This is a genomic window from Novipirellula herctigrandis (assembly GCA_007859835.1).
In the GTDB taxonomy this organism is placed as follows: Bacteria; Planctomycetota; Planctomycetia; order Pirellulales; family Pirellulaceae; genus Novipirellula_A; species Novipirellula_A herctigrandis.
In genome coordinates, this window is record SJPJ01000001.1 from 5,458,100 (window position 1) to 5,480,984 (window position 22,885).

Sequence of the window (22,885 nt, forward strand, 5' to 3'; positions counted from 1 at the left end):
AAAGACTTTCAGTCGCTCTTGTAGTATAGCTGAAATTTGCTTCCAAGTTGGCACGCACCTGCTAAGATTGAATGATTGATGGTGTCGCACAACCAAGTCCTGCATCGCCTAGCTGGCTGTCAGAATCATGCCCATAAACACTGCCGAGCGTGCTCGTCTTAAGGCCGACCACCAGGGGCTTCAGAATTGGAGAGCCTGGGGGCCTTACGTTAGTGAACGGTCGTGGGGAACCGTTCGGGAGGACTATAGCGAGGACGGCAATGCATGGGACTATTTGACACACAATCATGCTCGATCCAAAGCGTACCGGTGGGGTGAAGATGGGCTGGCGGGAATTTGCGATCGTTATCAGTTGTTGGTTTTTGCGTTGGCGCTATGGAATGGAGAGGATCCGTTTCTGAAGGAGCGTTTGTTCGGTCTTACGCCCGACCAGGCCAACCATGGCGAGGATGTCAAGGAATATTACTTCTATCTTGATGCGCTGCCGTCGAGTGCGTATTTGAAGTATCTGTATAAATACCCTCAAGCACAATTTCCTTATCAGCAGCTTCTTGTTGAGAACTCGCGGCGCAACCGCCAGCAGCGTGAATACGAACTCATTGATACAGGCATCTTTGATGACGATCGGTACTTTGATGTGTTCGTCGAGTATGCCAAGGAAAATACTCACGACTTATGTGTTCGCATCGAAGTTTTTAATCGTGGTCCCGAGCCAGCGCCCATTTGGGTATTGCCCCATTTGTGGTTTCGCAATACTTGGGCATGGGAAACCGAACGCCAACCAGAGCCGATACTCCGGATGCACGGTCACGATTCGCAGTCACTTTGCTTAGTGGCTGACTCTAGCAATGTTGCTCCACTGGGAAACCTGCTCTTTCCCTACAAATTAGACAACTACTACTTACAAACTGACGCAAGCAGCCAGCCGCTGTTTACGAATAACGAAACGAACCAAGAACTTCTGTACGGCGTTTCGAATGAGAGTCACTTTGTCAAAGACGCGTTCCATCGCCATTTCGTGGATAAAACAGACTGTGTCAATCATGAATTGACTGGAACAAAGGCTTGTATCGACTATGGCATGACAGTGATTGAGCCAGCCGGATCGAAAGTTTTTCGTTTGCGACTGTCGAACCAAAATCCCCTTGATCAACCAAGTCATTCGCTTAGCGAAGTGGATGAGATTGTTGCCAAGCGGAGAGCCGAGGCGGATGAGTTCTATGCTGCGATTCATCCACCAAAGGCTTCCGCGGACGAGTGTTTGATTCAGCGTCAAGCATTGGCAGGGATGTTGTGGACAAAACAGATTTACTTGTTTGACGTTCAGAAGTGGCTCGATGGCGACAATGCGCATGCGCCGCCTGCTGAGAGTCGCCGCAAAATTCGTAACCACCATTGGCGTCATCTCAACTCGATGCGAATTCTCTCGATGCCGGACAAGTGGGAATACCCTTGGTTCGCCGCTTGGGATCTTGCCTTTCATTGTATTCCGTTGACATTGGTTGACCCGGAATTCGCCAAAGAGCAATTGTGGCTATTGTTGTTCGAACAGTTTCAGCATCCCAACGGCCAAATACCGGCTTACGAATGGGAGTTTTCCGATCTGAATCCTCCCGTCCATGCCTGGGCCGTTTGGCGAGTCTACAACATGGACCGGATTCGCAACGGGTGTGCCGACCGAGAGTTCCTTGAACGCTGTTTTCACAAGCTGATGCTTAATTTCACTTGGTGGATCAACAAAGTTGACAGCGAAGGACACAACGTGTTCGAAGGTGGATTCCTGGGGCTCGACAATATATCGTCTTTTGATCGTAGCGAGCGACCGGATGATGGGGCGACTCTAAAACAAGCCGATGCAACTGGGTGGATGGGGATGTATTGCTTGAACATGATGCGCATTGCATTGGCTTTGGCGAAAGAGAATCCAGCGTATGTTGGATTAGCGACAAAGTTTTTTGAGCACTACACCTACATCGGCTCAGCGATGAAAAATATGGGTGGACGCAGTTTTCAACTGTGGAGTGACAACGATGGGATGTTTTGTGACGTATTGAGTTATCCCGACGGCAGCTACCATCGTTTCCATTTGCGGTCGCTTGTGAATTTGATTCCGTTGTACGCGGTCGAGCGATTGGAGGACAATTGGATTGAGCAATTTCCGTTGTTTCGTGATAACTTGTTGTGGTGTTTACGGAACCGGGCATCGATGACTCAGGCTTGTATGACGGAGAACAAGTGTAGTGCTGGGGATGTGCTGCTACTGTCACTGGTCGATCAAGAACAATTTCGGAGGATTTTGCAACGAATCGCCGATCCCGATGAATTTTTGAGTCCCTTTGGCCTGCGAAGTTTATCAAAACACCATGCCGACCATCCGTACTCTTTTAACGGTGAGCGAGTGCAGTACGAAGCGGCAGAATCAACAACGTGGTTGAAGGGTGGCAACTCCAATTGGCGCGGCCCCGTTTGGTTTCCAACAACGTTTTTGATGATCGAATCGTTGCGTCGGTTTGCTCAAGTGTACGAAGGGGAAATGCATATTCAGACTTCTGAAGGTGCGCACGACTTGACGCTGATTGAAATGGCTGCGGACCTAGCCAATCGGATGATCAGCTTGTTTGCACGAGATGCGTCAGGTCGAAGAGCGTTCTATGGCGACAATGAAAAATTCCAATCCGACCCACATTGGCGCGATTGTTTGCTGTTTCACGAGTACTTTCATTCGGAAACTGGCGAAGGACTCGGGGCGAGCCATCAAACCGGATGGACTGGGTTGGTTGCGTCACTCATCGATGAGTGGCGTCGTTGACCATGAATTAAAAGGAAAACATCATGACAGGCATTGGCACAGGAAAGTCCTATCCCCTCGGTGCAACCATGACACCATGGGGAGTCAATTTTAGCGTTCACTCGAAAAGTGCGACGTCGGTCGAGTTGCTGCTATTCGACGATGTTGACGACGCCAAGCCTGCACGTGTGATCAAACTCAGCGATGACCAACATCACACTTTTCACTATTGGCACGTTTTGGTTGAAGGGATTCAAGCAGGGCAGATTTATGCTTATCGCGTCGACGGTCCGTTTTTGCCCATGCAAGGACTGCGTTTTGATAAATCTAAGATTTTGCTAGATCCGTATGGTCGCGCTGTAGCAATGCCAAAGGCCTATGATCGCGAAGCTGCGGCATGTCCGGGTGACAATGCGACTTCCGCGATGAAGAGCGTGGTTGCCGACCTGACGACATACGATTGGGATGGTGACGCGCCGCTACGCCATCCGTTTAACGAGACGATTATCTATGAAATGCACGTTGGGGGATTTACCAAACATGCCACGTCAGGAGTTGCACCAGAGCGGCGAGGCACCTACTCGGGGTTGATCGACATGATCCCCTACTTGCAAGACCTCGGCATAACCGCAGTCGAACTGTTACCGGTCTTTCAATTTGATCCACAGGAAGCTCCTCCCGGTTTGACCAATTATTGGGGTTACAATCCAATGTCATTCTTCGCACCCCATCTTGGATACGCTTCGACTAGCTCGCCGCTGCAGGTGTTAGACGAGTTTCGTGATATGGTCAAGGCGCTTCATCGTGCGAACATCGAAGTTCTTTTGGATGTCGTCTACAACCATACGGCGGAAGGCAGTGAGAATGGGCCGACGTTTTGCTTCAAAGGCTTTGAAAATCCCGCCTACTATATTCTTGAATCTAGCCGGCCAAACAGCCATGACCGCAGTCGATTCGCCAATTTCAGCGGCTGCGGTAATACGCTTAAAGGAAATCACGCTGTTGTTCGCAGGCTGATATTGAGCAGTTTGCGATATTGGGTGGAAGAGATGCATGTTGATGGTTTCCGATTTGATCTGGCATCGGTCCTGTCACGCGACGAACACGGCAAGCCGCAAGAGAGCCCGCCGATATTATGGGATATCGAAACGGATCCGGTTCTCAGCGGAACCAAATTAATCGCCGAAGCATGGGATGCGTCGGGGTTGTATCAGGTTGGTAGTTTCTTTGGCGATCACTGGAAAGAATGGAATGGTCGGTTTCGAGATGATGTCCGATCGTTTGTGAAAGGTGACGCAGGTCACGCAGGGATCTTTTCAAAACGCTTCTTGGCTAGCCCCGATATTTATGAACACCGTAATCGCGAACCCGAGCAAAGTATCAATTTCGTGACTTCGCATGACGGATTCACGATGAATGACTTGGTTTCCTATAACTCAAAGCACAATCTAGCCAACCTGGAAAATGACCGTGACGGCTGTAACGCGAATTACAGTTGGAATTGTGGCGTCGAAGGTCCATCGAGCGATCCGGATGTTGAGCGGTTGCGCGTCAAGCAAATCAAGAATCTGTTGACAATCAATCTGTTGGCGTTCGGCGTGCCGATGATATTGATGGGCGACGAAATGCGTCGCAGCCAAGGTGGCAATAACAATGCGTATTGCCAAGACAACCAAGTGAGTTGGTTGGATTGGTCACTGCTAGAGAGACATGCCGAGATTCATCGCTTCGTCAAAGGATTGATTGAGTATCGTAAAAGGCTGCCCGCGAGAAAGAAAACGGACGTCACGCTTAGCGATGTGCTGACGCGTGCGCGTGTTCTATGGCACGGCGCGGAACTGGGGAAACCAGATTGGGGAGTCGAATCACGTCATGTTGCGTTCACGATTGAGAGACCCGACAAACGGTTTCATTTGATCTTTAACACTCATTGGGAGCCGACACATTTTCAGATTCCGGAGATGCTGGAATCGTTCGAGCCCTGGCAACGTGTCATCGACACCAGCCTTGCGTCGCCCGATGATATTTCGTGGGGTATCCCCGTCGAGGACCAAGTTTCCTATCACGTGCAAAGTCGATCGACCGTGGTTTTGACGTCGATATGTAAGTGACGATCCTCGTTCAGTGATAAGAGCAAAGGCCAGAATTGAAAAACCGGTTTGGTCTTGGAGTGCGTTGGATCGATGTCTTTGTGTTGCGACGCATCGCCAAAGTAGGTGTGTACATGACCGGATGCGACGCACTTTCTCTTGTTGTTCGCCAGCATCAATACAAACAAGAGCAATAAATCCTCTCGCTCGCCAATGCAAAGACGCCGGCTCGATCCTATTGGTCAATCCGCTTCATGATCAAAACGAACAGGAAGCAACCAAGTAGGCTCGGCCGACGTCGTAACGAATCCAACGTGAAAGAACTAGGAAAAACCTATTCCTTAAAATTCTTCGTCAATGGTTTCGCGAAGTGCTCGAGTCCCCAACGCACCCCATAATCCGTATGGACTTTGTCTACCCGGAGCACGGGCACCGTTACCGCCCCACCAGATATTTCCGGCTTTACTATTTCCGGCTTCAATGGAATCGGTAATGAATTTGACAGCGCCATCGCTCATCAGAACATGGGCACCGCCTTGATGACGACTGCTTGGCGCTGCTCCTGTTTCCCGCCAAATGCCTGAGCCGTGGGTGCAAACCGGTGAGTTCGGGGGCAAGATGGTGGTGATTCCCGTGTGCATGGCGTAACCACTAGCCCACTTGAGACCTCGTTGCGTTTGAGTGCTACCGCTGAACGGTGCACCGGAAGCCCAAAACCTGGGGCGAAGCGAATCGACATTGTTGTAGCATCGAGACGGATCATTGATGATACTTCCGCCACTGCTGCCATTTACCGCTTGGGTTGTGATGTCCGAATCTCCAAGATCCGTATTCAATTCGCCCGCCATGATGGAGTTGGACAATCCGTCCAAAATATCGCGGAATCGGGTCACATTTCGAGGAAAGAACACCCCACGACAACTGGTCTTCGCCCGTGGCAATCGGGTGGGATTGTCGGTTCCATTTTGATTAATTCCACCATCATTTTGAAGTCCCAATGCATCACCAATACAGACTCCATAATTTGTACGTCCCTGACCCGGCAGGCCATTGCCCGGGTCACTGGGGCAACGGAAGGTCGGAACGTCTGTCATCCAGGGGTCGTATCGGTAGTTCCCTTGTTGTGTGAGATTGATATCCGGGTTGGGCCCCATGGCGCTGAAGTAGTAGGTGCCCACAGCAGACGGCGGGTCCGTCGCGGCAAAACGATTGCTGATTTGTTCCCAAATCGCTTGTTGCTCGACAAAGGGAGTTAGTGGGACCAACGCGCTTAAGTTATGAAGATTGTTGCCGCCAAATTCCCCGTTGATCGTTGTGGGGACGCGTGACTGAGGGTCGTTGTTTCCGTACATCCGGGCGGTTCCACCCCGTTGCAACGGAAGTTGATTGTAGGCGGAATGGTAATTGTGCATTCCTAGCCCAATTTGTTTGACGTTATTGCTGCAACTCATGCGTCGCGCGGCTTCTCGGGCCGCTTGCACAGCTGGTAGCAATAGCCCAACCAACACCCCAATAATGGCGATGACCACCAATAACTCAACTAATGTAAAGGCGCTACGTTTGTTGCGCTGACTCATTTGAACACCTCTCGAAAAAAGAATAAAGAACAATCGTCTCTGCGTCGTTTCGTGGCTTCTGATTGACAAGCGTTTAATGGCAAGACTTCGATCAGGTAACGAATAATCACTCCATCGCGTCACTCATTTCAAACTGCTCTTGCTCCTCTGGTGGCTCGTCATCAGCCCGCATTGCAACGTCGGGATTTTCTTCCAAATAGGATTGGATCTCGTTGGTCGTTGCGTTCGGGGCGACTTCACCACCACCGCAACCGGTAACAAAAAACAAACCTAGTACAACGCACATAAGGCAGGTCGCCGAATACATGGATTTGAGCATCTCTAAATATCTCTCGTTAAAAGAAAAAACAGCAACTTCAAAGCATGGTGCTTGAGTTTTTGCTGCGTTTGAACACTACGCGCCAGCGTTTCCGCCAGCAAAAAGTAACGCTAATAATTCAGAATCACTTGAATGCCATTGATGAACATTCATGATCGAAATTTACGCGTTCGAGACAAAACCTTGCTCTTAGTTAATCGAAAGGAAACGGAAATGGACACTTAAGCAACTGCAGTAATTCTTGATGCGTCTGACTGGATGCCAAAAGCAACGACCGCCGATCTGGTCAAACGCAATTCCAGTGCTGAAAAGCGTTCGATTCCATCAATCGAGGAGGTTGCTTTCAGGTCCCCGAAACAGTGACTGTGCCAGGGAACGATAAATATTAAGCGGTGTTGAATTATTGGCTAACTCTATTTTTAACCAGTCTTCACGGCTGAGTCAAATTTTGCCTTATAAATCGCAAGGTACTTCAGTTATTAAAGCTGCTTTTCGTGCTATGCGAGTCGCACCGCGAAGAATCGAAGGGAATGGGGCCGCTATTCCTCCGACAGAGAACTACTCCTGACGTATGACCGTCGATTTCATCGTCAAACATGGCTTCTTGGTCGGGCCGTTCCTCTTTACGTGAATGAAGACTTTTGCGAAGCCACGTCTTTTGGCTTGCCACAGAGGAGAATTCGACTAAATCGACAATTCAGGGTGCGTCGACTAGGATGTTGAATCTCGCAGCGTCGCGGTATTTACCGTCGCCAAGATTCCCGCCCGTTAACCGTGTTCCTGTTAACCGTGTTTCCGTTAACCGTGTTCCTGTTAACCGTGTTTCCGTTAACCGTATTCCCGCCTTTTTCCATCGAGACTGATGAAATCACGACTCACATTGCCATCGAGCATTCTGCTGCTTGTTCTAACCATTTCCAATTTGAACGGACGCGATGTAAAGGTCCAAGCCGCCGAGGTGACTCTGACTGGTCGGGCTCCAGCGCCGGTGGAACCGTTGTCGCTTTGGTATCGTCAGCCTGCCGAGCGATGGCTTGAATCGCTTCCGGTTGGCAACGGACGACTTGGGGCGATGGTGTTTGGTGGCGTTGATTCGGAACATCTGGCGCTGAACGAATCGACATTTTGGTCAGGGAGAGTCGAGCCCAATGTTGTGAACCCGACCGGTCGCGAGAACCTTTCGAAAATTCGCGAGTTGTTCTTTGACAACAAGTATCCTGAAGCAACTGCGCTCGTCAAAGAGCATTTGATCAGCGACCCTGACAACTATGGTACGCATCTTCCGGTCGGCGACCTTTATCTTGCAATGCAACACGGTGATGGAAACATCGATGTGACGAACTATCGTCGCGAACTTGACCTGCCAGCAGCGATCGCACGTGTTTGTTATTCCGTTGGGCAAACCGAGTTTTCTCGTGAGGTGATTGCTTCGCACCCGGATGATGTCATCGTCGTTCGATTGTCGGCGGATCAACCCTCTAACATTAGCTTTGATACGCGCTTCGATAGTCAGGGTGGACCCTATCAAGTCGAAACGGATGGAAAGAATCGCATGATTCTTACTGGCGACGCCAGAGAGAGGCGACATAGTGATGGAAAAAGCGGCGTCCATTCCCACGGTATTGTCCAAGTCGTTGCTGATGGCGGTGAAGTAACCTCATCCGCGGAGTCGCTAAGCGTCCGAAATGCAAACTCGGTGATACTCTATATCGCTATCAATACGGACTATAACGATGTCGATCCCAAGATGCGATCAGAACAACAGATCGCGTCTGCAATGGAAAAAGGGGTTGATGTAATTCTAAAGACACACCTTGTTGATCATCAGACGTTATTCAATCGAGTCACATTGAACCTTGGTGATGACAAAGAGAATGGAATCCCGACTGACGAGCGTCGAGAACGCTTGTTGACGAGTCGTCTTGATCCTCCATTGGCAAATTTGTTTTTCCAGTATGGCCGCTATTTGATGATAGCTGGCTCGCGTGCCGATTCACCTTTACCGACCAATCTGCAAGGGATTTGGAACGACAACCGTGCGTGTCGCATGCCTTGGACATGTGATTTTCATCTCGACATTAATACGCAACAGAACTACTGGCCGGCCGAAGTTTGTAATCTCAGTGAATGTCACGAACCGCTGTTTCGATTGATCTCGAAAGTCCAAGAATCCGGCCGTCGCACTGCTCGTGATCTTTATGGTTGCAACGGCTGGGTGTGTCACGTGTTTACCAACGCATGGGGTTACACCGCTCCGGGCTGGGGACTTGGTTGGGGATTGCATCCAACCGGTGGTATCTGGATTGCTTCGCATTTGTGGGAACGTTTCCTATTTGAGCAGGACAAGTCGTTTCTTGCGGAAAAAGCATACCCCGTGCTAAAAGATGCAGCACATTTTTTTCTGGATTACCTCGCTGTGGATCCAAATACCGGGTACTTGGTGAGTGGTCCCTCGATCTCTCCGGAGAATGCTTTTTACGGACCGGATGGGACTCGCGGTGCTGAATCGATGGGAACCGTTCACGATCAGGTATTGATTCGCGATCTTTTCCAATCTTGCATCGACGCCAGTGAGATTCTTCAGTGCGATTCCGAGTTTCGAGCGAAGCTGATCGCCGCGATGAAGCGATTACCACCACTGAAAATCGGCAAGCATGGCCAGCTCCAAGAGTGGTTTGAGGACTTCGCCGAAGCGGTTCCAAACCACCGACACACCAGTCATCTTGTCGCACTATTCCCGGGTTCTCAGATTACGCCTGACGGTACACCAAAGTTAGCTGATGCGGCTCGCGTTACGATCAAGCGTCGGCTGTCACAACCTGATTGGGAAGACGTCGAGTGGAGTCGCGCCAACATGATTTGTTTCGAGGCTCGTTTGCGCGACGGTGATGCCGCCCTTCGGAATCTAACCGGATTGATGCGTGATCTTAGTGATGTGAATTTGCTGACGTTTTCCGCAGCGGGTATCGCGTCGGCGCAGCATAACATCGCCGTTGTCGATGGCAACTTGGCTGCTTCGGCCGGTATGGCCGAAATGTTGTTGCAAAGCCACGGAAACGAAATCCATTTACTTCCGGCTTTACCGTCGGCATGGCCGACTGGCAGTTTCGAGGGATTGCGGGCGCGAGGCCACTTTGAGGTCAGTGCAACATGGAAAGAGGGCGAGTTGGCATCGGTGGCGATCACGTCGTTAAGCGGCAACCCGTTGCGAATTCGCTCAGCCGAATTGGTGAAAGAGCTTTTAACGAGTGTAGGTCAGACCTACCATTTCAACGGTTCGCTTGACATGACGTCGTTGGAATGAAAGTCATCATTTCGAAAGGTAGCATGCTAAAGATTTTGCTTGCCATCTAAACGATACTGAATCGAGAATTGGAATTTCTCGTCTTTCGCTCGCGACGCGTTGAATTGCAATATCGTACTTCCTGATTGGTTGTATTGGAGCGAAGGAGTTGGCTTGACCGAATCAACATTTGCGTTCAACGGCAGCAACACGGTGACTTTGAGCTCGTTTTGCGATGCGCTATAGAGTCTATCGCTATTGAAAGTCCAGGTGCCATCTTGCTCGGTTGCTGCCAACGGAAACTGTGTGACCTGAGTGTATTTGAGCATGTCGTCGACGATGGCTCCGTTGGTGATTTCTACGTCATAGCGATGATGAGTGCCGGTTGGTGTAATTGTCACCGGCATCGTTTCGTCTTGATTGTCGACCCAACGAACTTCGCAATCCTTGGGCACATGCATGGTGATTGTTTGTGGCCGTTGCATTTTGGAGTAGGTCTGTGCGATGTTGGTTACGGTGGTGACGTTTCCGTTGGTCTGAACGGTGATAACGGAATCGGCCGATAGTTTTCCGCCACCGGTGTTAGTCAGGTTTGATGACCAGGTCGATGCGGCAATGGCAGCGACGACACAAACGCCAAGCCATAGTTTTCGCTCCCACGGCGAAGACCCGCGTACTGGTTCATATTTGATCGAGGGTTCGGCTGGATGCTCGACTCCGACGACCGCTGCTAAGCGAGCAACTTCGAAACGCAATAGTTTCATGTCCTTTAGTATGCTGAGTTTGGTCGCGGCAACCGCAAACCATAGTTTCATCAAGACGGTTGTTTCGTAGACGACGAGGATCACCACCGCACAGATGATCAATTCTTTGGTGTCGCGAGTGCGTGCAAAATAATTGATCACCAAGACCCCAATCAGGACCAGAATCACGGCATAGATCCAATAGATTCGCTCTGCCCAGCGGACTCGATTTGAGAACTCTGTCGCGGACGCTTCTCGCATCGTTTGTGTCCGGAAGTCGGAGCTTTCTGTTAACGCTTTCTGTAGTTCTTGGTCGTGTTCATTCATCTTTTGTATCCTCGATTAGGTGACGCAATCGCCCACGAGCGTGATGCAGTCGTGATTTCACGGTTCCAGACGGAATCCTCAGAATCTCAGCGATCTCCGAGATACTGAAATCATCTTCGTAGCGGAGTGACAAGACGGCGCGGTCGTGACCGGAAAGACTCGCCAGAGCATCGCTTAGTTTTTCAGCCTGTTGGTTTACTTGATGACACTGAGTCTCTTCACGACTTTCTGCGTAAGTATCGTCGGCACGTCGAACGCGTTGTTGACGTCGAATCCAGTCGCGTGACTTGTTACTGGTGATCCGATAGGCCCAAGCGGAAAACGCAGAAGGATCTTCGAGTCGATCGATACGACGACTGATGATGAACCAACTTTCCTGAGTCACATCCCAGGCTGCCTGTTCGTTGTCGGTCAATCGCCATGCCAAACGCCAGAGTCGGTCTTGCCAACACTGGATCAGTTGCTCGAGTGATTCCGTGGCCCCCTGTTGGGCTTGGATCACCAGTATTTCGTTATGGAGTCTTTGCTGCTGATTCATTCGCCATCTCGATCATTCGCCTATTAGGTCGATTGGCAGAAAGAAACGGTTCACAAAATGGCCCCAAAAAGGTGAATCTAAAATTTTCAATGCAGAGTCATTCGTTTTGGCGTGCGTGCCATGATCGAATTGGTATCAAGCGAATCATGCTACCATGCTTTGCCGTTTTTGTTTCAATCGCTAACTGAGCCGACCCGATCTGCTCGACTCGAAACTGCTTGTGGTATAGAAGGGATCACATTTCCTACCCGCAGATCGTGGGTGCTTTGTATCGCTGGACTCGTGGCGATATACTAGAAGCCGCTCGGCCATAAGTTTCGGGCCCCTTCCACCCCATTCCCCACCTTTGGTCCATGCTCATGCTCCTGACACGATGTCGATTTTTGTTAATCACGTTATGCCTATCCGCATTTGTCTTTGTCGCTCGGGCGGAACAAACTAGCGAATCGGCGAAGCCAAACGCAGCTATTAAGCAACCCCAACATCTTGGCCGTGGAGTCAATATTCTCGGTTACGATGGGATATGGAAATCGAAGCAAACGGCTCGCTTCAAAGAACACTATTTTGAGATGATTCGGCAAGCTGGCTTCGATCATGTTCGCATTAATTTGCATCCGCTACGCGATCATGCAATGGAGTCGGATCATCGCCTGAGCGACAAGTGGTTGGCGACGCTTGATTGGGCTGTTAATCAGTCGCTTGCAGCCGATTTGAAAGTGATCTTGGATTTTCACGAATTCAACACTCTCGGCCGTGCACCCGACATCAACAAGCAAAGCATGCTTGCGTTTTGGCGTCAGATATCCGAGCGATACAAAGATAAGCCGGACGAAGTTGTTTTCGAAATTCTGAACGAACCCAACAAGAAACTGACTGCGGATTTATGGAACCAGTACTTCAGGGAAGCGTTGGCAATTATTCGAAAAACGAACCCGACGCGAACCGTCATCATTGGCCCAGCTTCTTGGAACAACATTAACGCGCTGGACACGCTAGAGCTTCCCGAAGAGGATCGTCTCATTGTCGTTACCGTGCATTACTACAATCCTTTTGCGTTTACTCATCAAGGCGCCGGATGGACCGACTTGAAGGATAAGCTTGGCGTGACTTGGGACGCTACCGCAGACCAGAAACAAGCGATCATCGACGATTTTGCAAAGGCACAAGCCTGGGCAAACGAGCATGACCGACCGATGTATGTTGGTGAGTTTGGTGCTTATGACAAAGGGGACATGGATTCGCGAGTCCGTTGGACATCGTTCGTCACTCGGCATTTGGAAGAATTGGGATGGAGTTGGGGGTACTGGCAGTTCGACGGCGATTTCATTGTTTACGATATTGACAAGGAACACTGGGTCGAGCCAATCCGCAATGCGCTATCACCACCAAAGCAAAACCAAACTAGTAAATAGGCACGATTCGTGAAAAATACATCCATGAAATTGTTGGGCTTTCTGGCTCTATGCATCGCACCGTTTGTCGGTCAAACACAGATTGTCGCCGAGGATTTTACGGCTCAGGATTTTACCGCTCAGGGTTTCGGCAAAGCGGAACGGGTTATCGATTGGCATTTCCATCTCGGTGACATCAAATATGGTGGCCGCCAAGCGTTGAATCATTCCTCGTGGCCAGCCGTCACCGTGCCGCACGATTGGAGTGTCCAGTATCCGGCAAGCCAGGATTTAGCCAGTTGCACCGGCTATCTTCCAGGTGGTATTGCCTGGTATCGCACGGATCTTCATATTTCCGAAAGCTCTAAGGCACCGGAAGAAAAAGACAAACGGTTCTATTTGTACTTTGGCGGCGTCTACAACAACAGTGAAGTATTTATCAATGGGAAATGGCTCAGTAAACGGCCCAATGGCTATGTCTCTTACATGGTTGACTTGACGCCTTATGTGAATCCCAGCGGTAAGAACGTCGTTGCGGTACGAGTGGACCATAGTCAAAGTGCGGACTCACGATGGTACACGGGGTCAGGCATCTATCGTGACGTCTACCTCGTCACAGCTAACCCGGTGCATATTGGGCAATGGGGCGTTTACTGCACTGCATCGGTCACCGAACAAGGGGCTGAGTTGAATGTCGAAACGCAGATCAAAAATCACGAGGCGAAACCGGCTGCGGTTGAAGTGGTCCACGAGTTGCTCGATCCGTTGGGCGAGTCGGTCGCAACGGTACGCGAATCGATTGAAGTTAGTGAGTCCGTAGTGACGCGACAACAAATGACGATCGAAAACCCGTTGCTGTGGGATCTCGACTCACCGAATCTGTATTCGTTACAAACCACCGTCGTTCGCGATGGCACGGTGACGGATGCGAGTACCACGCGAGTGGGAATCCGTAGCTTGACATTCGATCCCAACCATGGGTTTGCTTTGAATGGAAAGTGGACCAAGATCAAAGGCGTCTGTTTGCATCACGATGCTGGCGTTCTGGGAGCCGCGGTACCAAAACAAGTTTGGCACGATCGGCTGCTACGACTCAAAGAAATCGGATGCAACGGTATTCGAACCAGTCACAACCCTCAGTCGACCGAGTTGTATGATTTGTGTGACGAACTTGGGATGTTGGTGATGGACGAAGCTTTTGACGAGTGGGAATATCCGAAAAAAAAATGGCTTGAAGGTTGGAATGTTGGCACACCCGGCTTTCAAGGTTCTGCCGACTATTTCCGAACTTGGGGGAAGCAAGATTTGGAGTCGATGGTCCGTCGCGATCGCAACCATCCGTCAATCATCATGTGGAGTATCGGAAACGAAGTCGACTATCCCAACGATCCCTACAGTCATCCAATACTGAATGAAGAAGGGATCGGCCAGAAACATGTTGCGGGTTATCAGGATAGCCAGCCTCATGCCGATCGGCTTGGCGAAATTGCACAGGAACTGGCGGCTGTTGTTCGCAAATTCGATCGATCACGGCCGGTCACTGCGGCGCTCGCCGGTGCGGTGATGTCCAACGAAACGGATTACCCTGCGGCGTTGGATGTTATTGGTTACAACTATACCGAAGACCGTTATGAAATGGATCACCAGAAGTATCCCGAGCGAGTCTTGTACGGTAGCGAAACGTCAAGCGGACTGGATTCATGGAACGCAGTTGTGGACAACGATTTCGTCTTTGGCCAATTCATCTGGACCGGCATCGACTATTTGGGGGAATCCCACCGCTGGCCGTCTCGCGGATTCACCACAGGACTGATTGACCTCAGTAACCGCATCAAGCCACGGGGTTATTTTCGTAAATCGTTGTGGACCGATGAGCCGATGGCCTATCTGGTTACACAGCCGAGGCGCGAGCGACGGTCGCGCTCGGTAGAGCGGCGATCCCGTTCCGCGCCGCTGTCGCCTCATTGGGATTATCAAGACGGTCAGCAGATTCGCGTCGTCTGCTATACCAACGGTGATGCTGCGGACCTGCTACTCGATGGAGAGAAAGTTGGCACTCGACAATCGCTTGACCCAGAAACTCGCATCATCGAGTGGACTGTGCCGTACCAAGCGGGCGAGCTAGAGGTGGCCGTCTACCGTGATGACAAAGAAGTTGCCAACGACACTTTGAAAACATCTGATCGTCCGTCGGCCATCAAGGTCGACCAACTATCCGGTACTCTACATGGTCGCCACGATGTCGCGCTGGTGTACTTGAGGGTCGTCGACAGCCAAGGCAATTTTGTTTACCTCGCTGACAATGACATTACGTGTAGCGTGCGAGGAAACGGCAGGTTGATTGGATTGGAAAACGGTTCCAACAACGTGACGGAAGTCTATACGGATAACCATCATCAATGTCAGCATGGCCAACTGTTAGCGTACATTCAAGCGACTGCCGATAGCGGAGAAATCGACGTCGAGTTCAGTTCACCACTGCTTGAGTCAGAGCGAATCGAATTGACGATCGCAGCCGAGCTCGAATAGCTGGCGAGCAAAAGCTGAATGGCCTAAGTGCCGTCAATCGCCCCCCTTGTCCGTGATTGGTTTATCGCAATTATTTTGCCGACTGAAAGTGACCACCATGCGACGTCCGACTTTCGTTTTGCTAGTTGTCGTTGGCATCTCCGTCGTATTGTCAGAGTATGGCTGTAGCGAAACTCTTAGGCAAGCAACTACGCTGGCGGACGCTCAACGAATCGTCGCTCCAATCATTGCGAAACGCTTCCCAAACGCAGAAGAATCAGTTGTCGGAAACGAGTTTATTGTGAAGGCGAATACAATGCTGTATACGCTGCACAGGGAATATCGCGGCGGCGAAATATCGAAATCGACGTATGACGAAGAGGGCCCTGGTGCCAACGGATTTTTGCTTCGTATCGAGTATCGCCCTCGAGGGTATGGCGGTCCACTCGGCACGCCGCAGACAATGCGTGAGGCATATTGGTCAACCTTTACTCACAACATTAAGATTTCCAATTCTACCGCCTCACTTTGGATCGTGTTTTCCTATCGCGGATTGAGTCGCACTGAGTTTTTGCCAGCCATACTCGATGCTCTCGGAAAGCCTCCAAATCGTTCAGAAGGCGAGACCATCAGAATCATCGAATTCATCGAAGCGTTACAGAAATAGCCTCCTTTCGCTCTGTTTTCTCTGAAAAAATGGGAAGAGAAAGGTGTCTGTCACAATCGCAATGATATTGGGTTTGTGCTGCGATCTGTCTGCAAAACCAGATCCGTTCAACGCCAATATCAATTACGCGACCGCCCCAATTCGTAGAGCAGGCTGCCGAGTTATGGAGTCACTTTTTTCACTGCCATTTATGTCTGCATGCAACTGCCTGGTCGCCTGTTTCGCGAAGATTGCGTACCTATCATCGATGTTGCATGATGCCTACGTGGATATCCTTGGATCATTAAAACGTTTCCACGCATGTGCTTCTGCCACATTCTTAGCCACCGTTGCTGATTCCACAATTCACGCACTCAACCAAAGCTAATGGGCTATGATAGGTTGAAAAATGCTGATCAGCAGTATCAAGGGACTCAATATGCAAAACGCTTTCGAAAACGCAAAACATCGTCCAGCTTACCTAGGGCTTTGCTTAGCAGTCTTTGCTCATGCAATTATTTGCTGCTCTACAGCGTTGGCGAAGACCGGTAGTTGGGGTGACCAAGGCGATGGGACCTACAACAACCCGATCCTCAATGCCGACTATCCGGATGTAGATGTCGAGCAGGTCGGGGACACGTACTACATGATCTCGTCGAAACAGCACATGTGTCCAGGAATGGTAATCCTCGAGTCAAAGGACATGGTGAACTGGACAACGATTGGTCATGTTTGGGACAAGCTTTCCTGGGCACCCGAGTACAGCTGGGACGCGATGCAGGGATACCCTTTTGGTGTATGGGCTGGCGATTTCACCTATCAAGATGGCAAATGGTACTGCTACCAGATCGATTTTCGGCACGGGTTGTTTATGAGTACGGCGACGGATCTGCGTGGACCATGGACCCAACCGTACAAAATGCTGCCAACCGAATCGGTGTTTGACGATCCCGCTGTTTTCTGGGATCAGGAAAGTAAAGTGGCTTACTTGATCTGCAACGCAGGAAGAAAGCGAGCGTCGCTTAAGAATAAATCTCTCGGTAACGAAAATTATCTTTTCAAAATGAGTTGGGACGGTCGCGAGATTCTTGATGAGGGTACTCTGGTCTACACCGGTCCGGGCGCGGAGGCTGCTAAGATCTATAAGATTGACAACACTTGGTACCTATTCTTTGCTGAGTGGAGAGGCGAGGGCGACAAAAGAGATCGAAAACAGATTGTACTACGGTCAAAAACGGACAGCATCTACGGGCCTTATGATCGAAAGGTCGTGTTTGAACGCGGTAACGGTATTGAGCGAAGTTGCAGCCAGGGTGGATTGATGCAAGCCCCCAATGGATCGTGGTGGTACACGCACCAATTGATCCAAAACATTCCTGCGCCGTTTCAAGGTCGCCCACAGTGTCTTGAACCGGTTGAGTGGGTTGATGGTTGGCCGATGATTGGTGAGGACATTGATAATGACGGCATCGGTGAACCCGTTTTATCGTACAAGAAACCAATCGACGGGTTTCCTGTCAACGCACCGCCTAGCGATGATGAGTTCGATTTAGACAAGCTTGGTTTGCAGTGGGAATGGAACCACAATCCGCGTGATTCTCATTGGTCTCTGACCGAGCGACCGGGGTTTTTGAGAATCAATGCCAGTGTCCCCATCCCACCCGCTGCGAATTACAAAATGCACCGTCAGGTATTTTGGCGTGCCTGCAATACGGTTAGCCAACGGATAATGGGGACGACAACCGGAACCGCGACCGCCAAACTTGACTTATCTGGATTGAAGCCGGGACAAAAGGCAGGGTTCGTTCGGTTTGGCGCTGCCTTTCACTTGATAGGAGTTCATGCCAACGATGACGGCACGCGAAAATTGTTCTTGATGGATCACGATGGTAAAGAGACCCAAAGCGATACGCTCAAGGGCAATGACTTGTTTATCCGAACGTCCAATGAGGGTGATCGAGCGAGTTTTGAATTTAGCGTCAATGGTAAGACTTTCAAACGCTTCGGCCCAGAGTTCACTGTGAAATTCGGAAATTGGACCGGTGACCGACTAGGATTTTTCTGTTGGAACGAATCATTGGAAGATGGTTATTTGGATATCGACTACTTTCACTACGATTATGATGGGCCAAAAGCCGTCAAGGAATGACGAGTGTCGACTTGCCACAACCGCTCGGTCCGCTGATTGCCACAAGCTCGCCATAGCCAATTGCCTAATCGACCTGATCAAGTGCAAGCACATTGTCGTCCGATTTCAATTCATCCGAAAAGTGTTCGACAACACATTGAAAATCTATCGATGACCGTCACTGTATCCGGCTCGCTTCACGCTCGTCAGTGACTCGGTGCCGCTTGAGTTTGGATCGCCTGTTCGGTTTTCCGGCGTGCCAGTGTGTCTAGTTTGCCAGTGTGCGTCTGCTCGATGGAGCGGTTACAATATAACAATGTTGCAATCGCCCTGAGTCTTTGATCCAAGTTAGCTTGTCCTTTTACCCCTTTGATGAATTATCGCCGTTGAGTTATCGCATGACCCAGATTCGAATCGTACGCGTTTTTGTTGCACTGCTAGCTGTCGTGGGCAATGCGGTTAGCCTTTCTGCACACGAAGGCCCGCATGGGACGGACCATTCTGCTGAGCAGAGCCAGGATCATGTTCGTGAACACACCGATGGCGAAGCCAAGTTCTTTACGACTCGCGGTGCTGCGCGAGTTTTGCCGCTCGCGAAGGATCAAGATGTTTTTCATTTTATTGTTTACGGCGATCGAACTGGTGGTGTACCCGCTGGATTGGCCGTGCTGGAACAAGCCGTGAAGGATACGAATTTACTGGATCCTGATTTGGTGATGACCGTTGGCGATCTTGTACAAGGTTACAATGACACGCCCGAGTGGATGGACCAGATGACCGAATACAAGGAAATCATGGACCGATTAAGGATGCAGTGGTTCCCGGTGCCTGGTAATCACGATGTGTACTGGAGAGGTGAGGGGGAAGCACCGCAAGGTCAACACGAAACCAACTTCGAAAAGCATTTTGGACCACTTTGGTATACGTTCCAACACAAGAATGCTGGCTTCATCGTGTTGTTTAGTGACGAAGGAGATCCCGCTTCCAACGAAAAAGGGTTCAACGAGGGTCGTTTGCAAACGATGAGTGATAAGCAGTTGGCGTTCTTGAAGCAGGCTCTAGAGAAGCACCAAGGACTCGACCATGTTTTTTTGTTCCTGCATCATCCGCGATGGATTGGTGGCGGTTACACCGGAGGGAATTGGGACGTGGTTCACGAGATGCTCCGAGAAGCCGGGAATGTCTCGGCCGTATTCGCCGGCCATATTCATCAGATGCGGTTCGACGGGCCAAAAGACGGGATTGGTTACTACACGTTGGCGACAACGGGTGCCCACCTATCGGCTGATATGCCGGGTGCTGGTTACTTGCATCATTTGAATGTGGTGACCGTGCGTCCTGATACGGTTACTGTCGCGGCACTGCCGATTGGTGCCGTTATCGATCCAACTGAATTCACACAGGAATTTTTGGCGGAAATGAAGCAAGCCCGAAAAATTCGTCCGCAGCAAAGACTTAACGAATTGCTTTTAAACATCGATGGGTCCGCATCAGGACGGGTTGCGTTCTCACTCAAAAATATCTCTTCCCGAGATGTCGACGTGACCGTGTCGCTTGATCCTTCGGCTCGCGATTGGATGACGTCGCTTGACCATGACCATTTCAATCTTGCTGCGGGTGAAAAACACGAAATCGAGATCGAGCTTAAACGAAGTGCCGACTCGTCAGCCAATTTGACGGTGCCACGATTGCGATTGAATATGGAGTATCTCGGCGAATCGGCACGAATCAGCTTGCCGCCAGTGACGACGCCGATTTCACTGAAGTTAGCTGCCGTACCGGCGGACTATTTTGATAAGACTGAAAATCGTTGTTTACACGTTGTCGATCAACAGTCGGTGCTACGGATTGATTCATCAGAACTACGTTTGCCCGATGGCCCCTTCACCTTAGAAGCGTGGGTGAACCCGGATCAAACAGCCGGACATCGTGGTTTGATTGCGAAAACAGAAAACAGCGAATTTGCATTCTTCATGGATGAGGGCGTTCCGGTATTTGATGTTCATCTGGATGGGGAATACGTAGTTGCAAAGGCAAAAGAAAAGCTGAAGCCGAACCGATGGTCCCATTTGGCAGGTGTTTTTGATGGCAAACAAGTTGCGATTTATGTCGACGGAGTGCTCGTTGGTTCGACCCTCGGGTCGGGAAGCCGCACAAAGAACAAGTTGCCGCTGTTTGTCGGTGCCGACCCCGACAGTTCCGGCGGACCGAGCCGACCGTTTATTGGAAAGATCGACGAAGTTAGGATCTCGAAGAAAGCAATTTACCGAGAGAACTTTGGCCCGAACCGTCGCTTTGTACCTGACGACGACACAGTCATGCTATTGCATTTGGATCGCAGAATTGGACCGTTTGTGCTTGACCACAGTAAATCGGCAGTTCGAGGGACACTCGGATCGAAGGCCGGCTTGGTGGCGACACCGTAGTCGGATAGCCAAGGACCTATCGGGTTCGCTCACTTCAATTCGAAACTTGTTTTGTTTGGATTGCATAGACAAAGGTGGCAGGTACAAAAAATCCAGTCTACGCAATGTTGTTCGGTAAGATGGGCTTCCTTCGAAGCGAGTGTTTCCATGGGCCGGGCCAAGCGAGCAGACGAAGCTAACGGCATTTGCCACTTGATTAAGCGTGCGAATCGCCCTGCGATAATCTCTGAGAAAGACGCAGACTACGAAGCTTCGGAGCGAATCCTCACTGCCAAGGCATTGCGGTCGCTGGGTCAGCGCGACCTGGAACAATATGCAATGATCAGCATGAATTTGGGGCCTGACGTGAGTCGCCGGTTGTGTGTTGCTAATGAATGCCTGTTTCAATGGCAACAAGGATTTCCCTTCGCTGCCATGCACTGACCAGTCCCATGGTAAGATGGTCGAAGCGTCGAAAATATGTCTGGCCTTCCCACCCTTAAAACCTTGCCATGCGTCGCCACATTTCCTGCCCTCTGATCCTGTTGTTTTGTCTTGCCACTTGTATGAACGCAGCGGAGCCGCCCGCGCCTGTGCTGCCGGTTCCCAGTGAACGTCAACTGCGTTGGCACGAAATGGAATACTACGGATTCATCCATTTCACTACCAATACGTTTACCGGTTTGGAGTGGGGATATGGCGACGAGAGTCCAGCGATATTCAATCCTACCGATTGTGACCCAAACCAATGGGCGAGCGTGGCGAAGCAGGTTGGTATGAGAGGATTGATCATTACGGCAAAGCATCACGATGGTTTCTGTTTGTGGCCCAGTCAATATAGCGAGCACACCATCAAACACTCGCCTTTCAAAAATGGGACTGCGGATATGGTTGGCGAATTGGCCGAAGCTTGTCGCAAACATGAATTGCAAATGGGGGTTTATCTTTCGCCGTGGGATCGCAACCATGCGAAGTATGGTTCACCGGAGTACATCGAATACTACCGAAACCAACTGACGGAATTGACGACCAACTATGGACCGCTTTTTGAAGTTTGGTTCGATGGTGCAAACGGTGGCGACGGGTTCTATGGCGGTGCAAAGGAAACTCGGCGTATCGATGCCGATACGTACTACGATTGGGACAACACTTGGTCGATCGTTCGAAGGCATCAACCGATGGCGGTGATGTTTAGCGATGGTGGCCCCGACATTCGGTGGGTGGGAAACGAATCGGGTAAGGGCAGTGAGACGAATTGGGCAATGATTCGCCGAACTGAATTTGCCCCCGGTCGTGGTGATCGAGAAGCACTAGGTAGTGGACAATTAGACGGCACGCATTGGGTTCCTGCGGAAGTCGACGTGTCGATCCGACCGGGATGGTTTTATCATGCCGAACAAGACGAACAAGTTAAATCGCTACAGCAACTGATCGATATTTACTACAGTAGCATCGGCAACGGTGCCAATTTGTTGTTGAATGTGCCGCCGGACCGCCGTGGTCGATTTCACGAAGCCGATGTAGCTCGGTTGATTGAATTTGGTCGCGTAATTGAAAAAACATTCGACGACGATTTGGCGAAAAGTAAACCTGCGTCGGCAAGCAATGTTCGCGGAAAAGACGATCAGTTCACCGCGGCAAACGTGACCGATGGTGACCGTCGTTCGTACTGGGCAACCGACGACGGTGTGATGACGGGTGAATTGGTTGTCGATCTACAGCAGCCCACTTGCTTTGACCGCATCCGTGTCCAAGAATTTATTCAGCTTGGTCAGCGCATCAAAAAGTTCGCGATTGATGCGAGGGTGGGTGATGATTGGCAACCGGTTGCGACGGGGACTACGGTCGGACCGCGCCGCGTGATGCGAATCGATCCGGTAACCGCCAATGCGGTTCGCATTCGTATTCTTGATAGCCGAGCCTGTCCGACACTCAGTACGTTGGAACTGTATCAATCGCCGAGCATTTGAGTGGTTGCGAAGCCGGATGATTGCAATCGCATGTCAGGCTCTGGCGGTTAGCGAAGGCGAAGCTTGGGCAGCTTCGGTGGCGTACCGCCGAGCTGCACCGCCGAGCTGCGTTGCCGAGCTGCGTTGCCGAGCTGCACCGCCGAGCTGCGTTGCCGAGCTGCGTTGCCGAGCT

The 22,885-nt window shown here is 50.6% G+C and carries 17 protein-coding genes; 11 read left to right on the forward strand and 6 right to left on the reverse strand.

Annotation, left to right across the window (positions count from 1 at the left end):
• The first annotated feature begins 127 nt into the window (after positions 1-127).
• The 3 genes from CA13_RS19940 to CA13_RS35430 are packed head-to-tail and all read left to right on the forward strand — an operon-like array spanning position 128 to position 5,075.
• Positions 128-2,809: an MGH1-like glycoside hydrolase domain-containing protein gene (locus tag CA13_RS19940; protein WP_146399599.1), complete on the forward strand. Its 2,682-nt coding sequence runs from the start codon at positions 128-130 to the stop codon at positions 2,807-2,809.
• 23 nt (positions 2,810-2,832) lie between these two features.
• Positions 2,833-4,899, forward strand: a complete 2,067-nt coding sequence (glgX, locus tag CA13_RS19945) for a glycogen debranching protein GlgX (RefSeq protein WP_146399601.1) — start codon at positions 2,833-2,835, stop codon at positions 4,897-4,899.
• Positions 4,900-4,934: 35 nt separating this feature from the next.
• A complete protein-coding gene (locus CA13_RS35430; RefSeq protein ID WP_419194605.1) occupies positions 4,935-5,075 on the forward strand; it encodes a hypothetical protein in 141 nt (46 codons plus the stop codon).
• Between the two features lie 144 nt (positions 5,076-5,219).
• On the opposite strand, the gene CA13_RS19950 is transcribed toward CA13_RS35430, so the two are convergent.
• From CA13_RS19950 to CA13_RS19960, 3 genes are all read right to left on the reverse strand, one after another.
• The gene (locus tag CA13_RS19950) at positions 5,220-6,455 is read right to left on the reverse strand and encodes a DUF1559 domain-containing protein (RefSeq protein ID WP_146399603.1); all 1,236 of its coding nucleotides are present in this window, start codon (positions 6,453-6,455) and stop codon (positions 5,220-5,222) included.
• Positions 6,456-6,561: 106 nt separating this feature from the next.
• Positions 6,562-6,741 (reverse strand): hypothetical protein, encoded by a 180-nt coding sequence (locus CA13_RS19955; RefSeq protein WP_146399605.1) that lies wholly within the window; start codon positions 6,739-6,741, stop codon positions 6,562-6,564.
• Between the two features lie 730 nt (positions 6,742-7,471).
• Complete coding sequence (locus tag CA13_RS19960; RefSeq protein ID WP_146403782.1) at positions 7,472-7,612, reverse strand: pentapeptide repeat-containing protein; 141 nt, start codon at positions 7,610-7,612, stop codon at positions 7,472-7,474.
• Between the two features lie 24 nt (positions 7,613-7,636).
• On the opposite strand from CA13_RS19960, the gene CA13_RS19965 reads away from it, so the two are divergent.
• Complete coding sequence (locus CA13_RS19965) at positions 7,637-10,078, forward strand: glycoside hydrolase family 95 protein (RefSeq protein ID WP_146399607.1); 2,442 nt, start codon at positions 7,637-7,639, stop codon at positions 10,076-10,078.
• Positions 10,079-10,104: 26 nt separating this feature from the next.
• On the opposite strand, the gene CA13_RS19970 is transcribed toward CA13_RS19965, so the two are convergent.
• Positions 10,105-11,127 (reverse strand): DUF6768 family protein, encoded by a 1,023-nt coding sequence (locus CA13_RS19970; protein WP_146399609.1) that lies wholly within the window; start codon positions 11,125-11,127, stop codon positions 10,105-10,107.
• Positions 11,120-11,665, reverse strand: coding sequence for an RNA polymerase sigma factor (locus tag CA13_RS19975; protein WP_146399611.1), 546 nt, complete (start codon positions 11,663-11,665; stop codon positions 11,120-11,122). Before CA13_RS19975 ends, CA13_RS19970 begins: the two co-directional genes overlap by 8 nt.
• Positions 11,666-12,024: 359 nt before the next feature.
• Between CA13_RS19975 and CA13_RS19980 the strand changes: the two genes are divergently transcribed.
• The 4 genes from CA13_RS19980 to CA13_RS19995 all read left to right on the forward strand — a co-directional run bounded on the left by CA13_RS19980 (position 12,025) and on the right by CA13_RS19995 (position 18,359).
• Positions 12,025-13,077, forward strand: coding sequence for a glycoside hydrolase family 5 protein (locus CA13_RS19980; RefSeq protein ID WP_146399613.1), 1,053 nt, complete (start codon positions 12,025-12,027; stop codon positions 13,075-13,077).
• Positions 13,078-13,086: 9 nt separating this feature from the next.
• Complete coding sequence (locus CA13_RS19985) at positions 13,087-15,585, forward strand: glycoside hydrolase family 2 TIM barrel-domain containing protein (RefSeq protein ID WP_419194606.1); 2,499 nt, start codon at positions 13,087-13,089, stop codon at positions 15,583-15,585.
• Between the two features lie 97 nt (positions 15,586-15,682).
• Positions 15,683-16,231: a hypothetical protein gene (locus tag CA13_RS19990; protein WP_146399615.1), complete on the forward strand. Its 549-nt coding sequence runs from the start codon at positions 15,683-15,685 to the stop codon at positions 16,229-16,231.
• A gap of 418 nt (positions 16,232-16,649) precedes the next feature.
• Positions 16,650-18,359, forward strand: a complete 1,710-nt coding sequence (locus tag CA13_RS19995) for a glycoside hydrolase family 43 protein (protein WP_146399617.1) — start codon at positions 16,650-16,652, stop codon at positions 18,357-18,359.
• On the opposite strand, the gene CA13_RS35435 is transcribed toward CA13_RS19995, so the two are convergent.
• Positions 18,349-18,420 (reverse strand): ATP-binding cassette domain-containing protein, encoded by a 72-nt coding sequence (locus tag CA13_RS35435; RefSeq protein ID WP_419195132.1) that lies wholly within the window; start codon positions 18,418-18,420, stop codon positions 18,349-18,351. The two genes, CA13_RS19995 and CA13_RS35435, sit on opposite strands and share 11 nt — an antisense overlap.
• A 316-nt stretch (positions 18,421-18,736) precedes the next feature.
• On the opposite strand from CA13_RS35435, the gene CA13_RS20005 reads away from it, so the two are divergent.
• From CA13_RS20005 to CA13_RS20015, 3 genes are all read left to right on the forward strand, one after another.
• The gene (locus CA13_RS20005) at positions 18,737-20,764 is read left to right on the forward strand and encodes a LamG-like jellyroll fold domain-containing protein (RefSeq protein WP_146399619.1); all 2,028 of its coding nucleotides are present in this window, start codon (positions 18,737-18,739) and stop codon (positions 20,762-20,764) included.
• 147 nt (positions 20,765-20,911) lie between these two features.
• Positions 20,912-21,187 (forward strand): hypothetical protein, encoded by a 276-nt coding sequence (locus tag CA13_RS20010; RefSeq protein WP_146399621.1) that lies wholly within the window; start codon positions 20,912-20,914, stop codon positions 21,185-21,187.
• Between the two features lie 68 nt (positions 21,188-21,255).
• Positions 21,256-22,713 (forward strand): alpha-L-fucosidase, encoded by a 1,458-nt coding sequence (locus tag CA13_RS20015; protein ID WP_146399623.1) that lies wholly within the window; start codon positions 21,256-21,258, stop codon positions 22,711-22,713.
• The last annotated feature ends 172 nt before the right edge of the window (positions 22,714-22,885 follow it).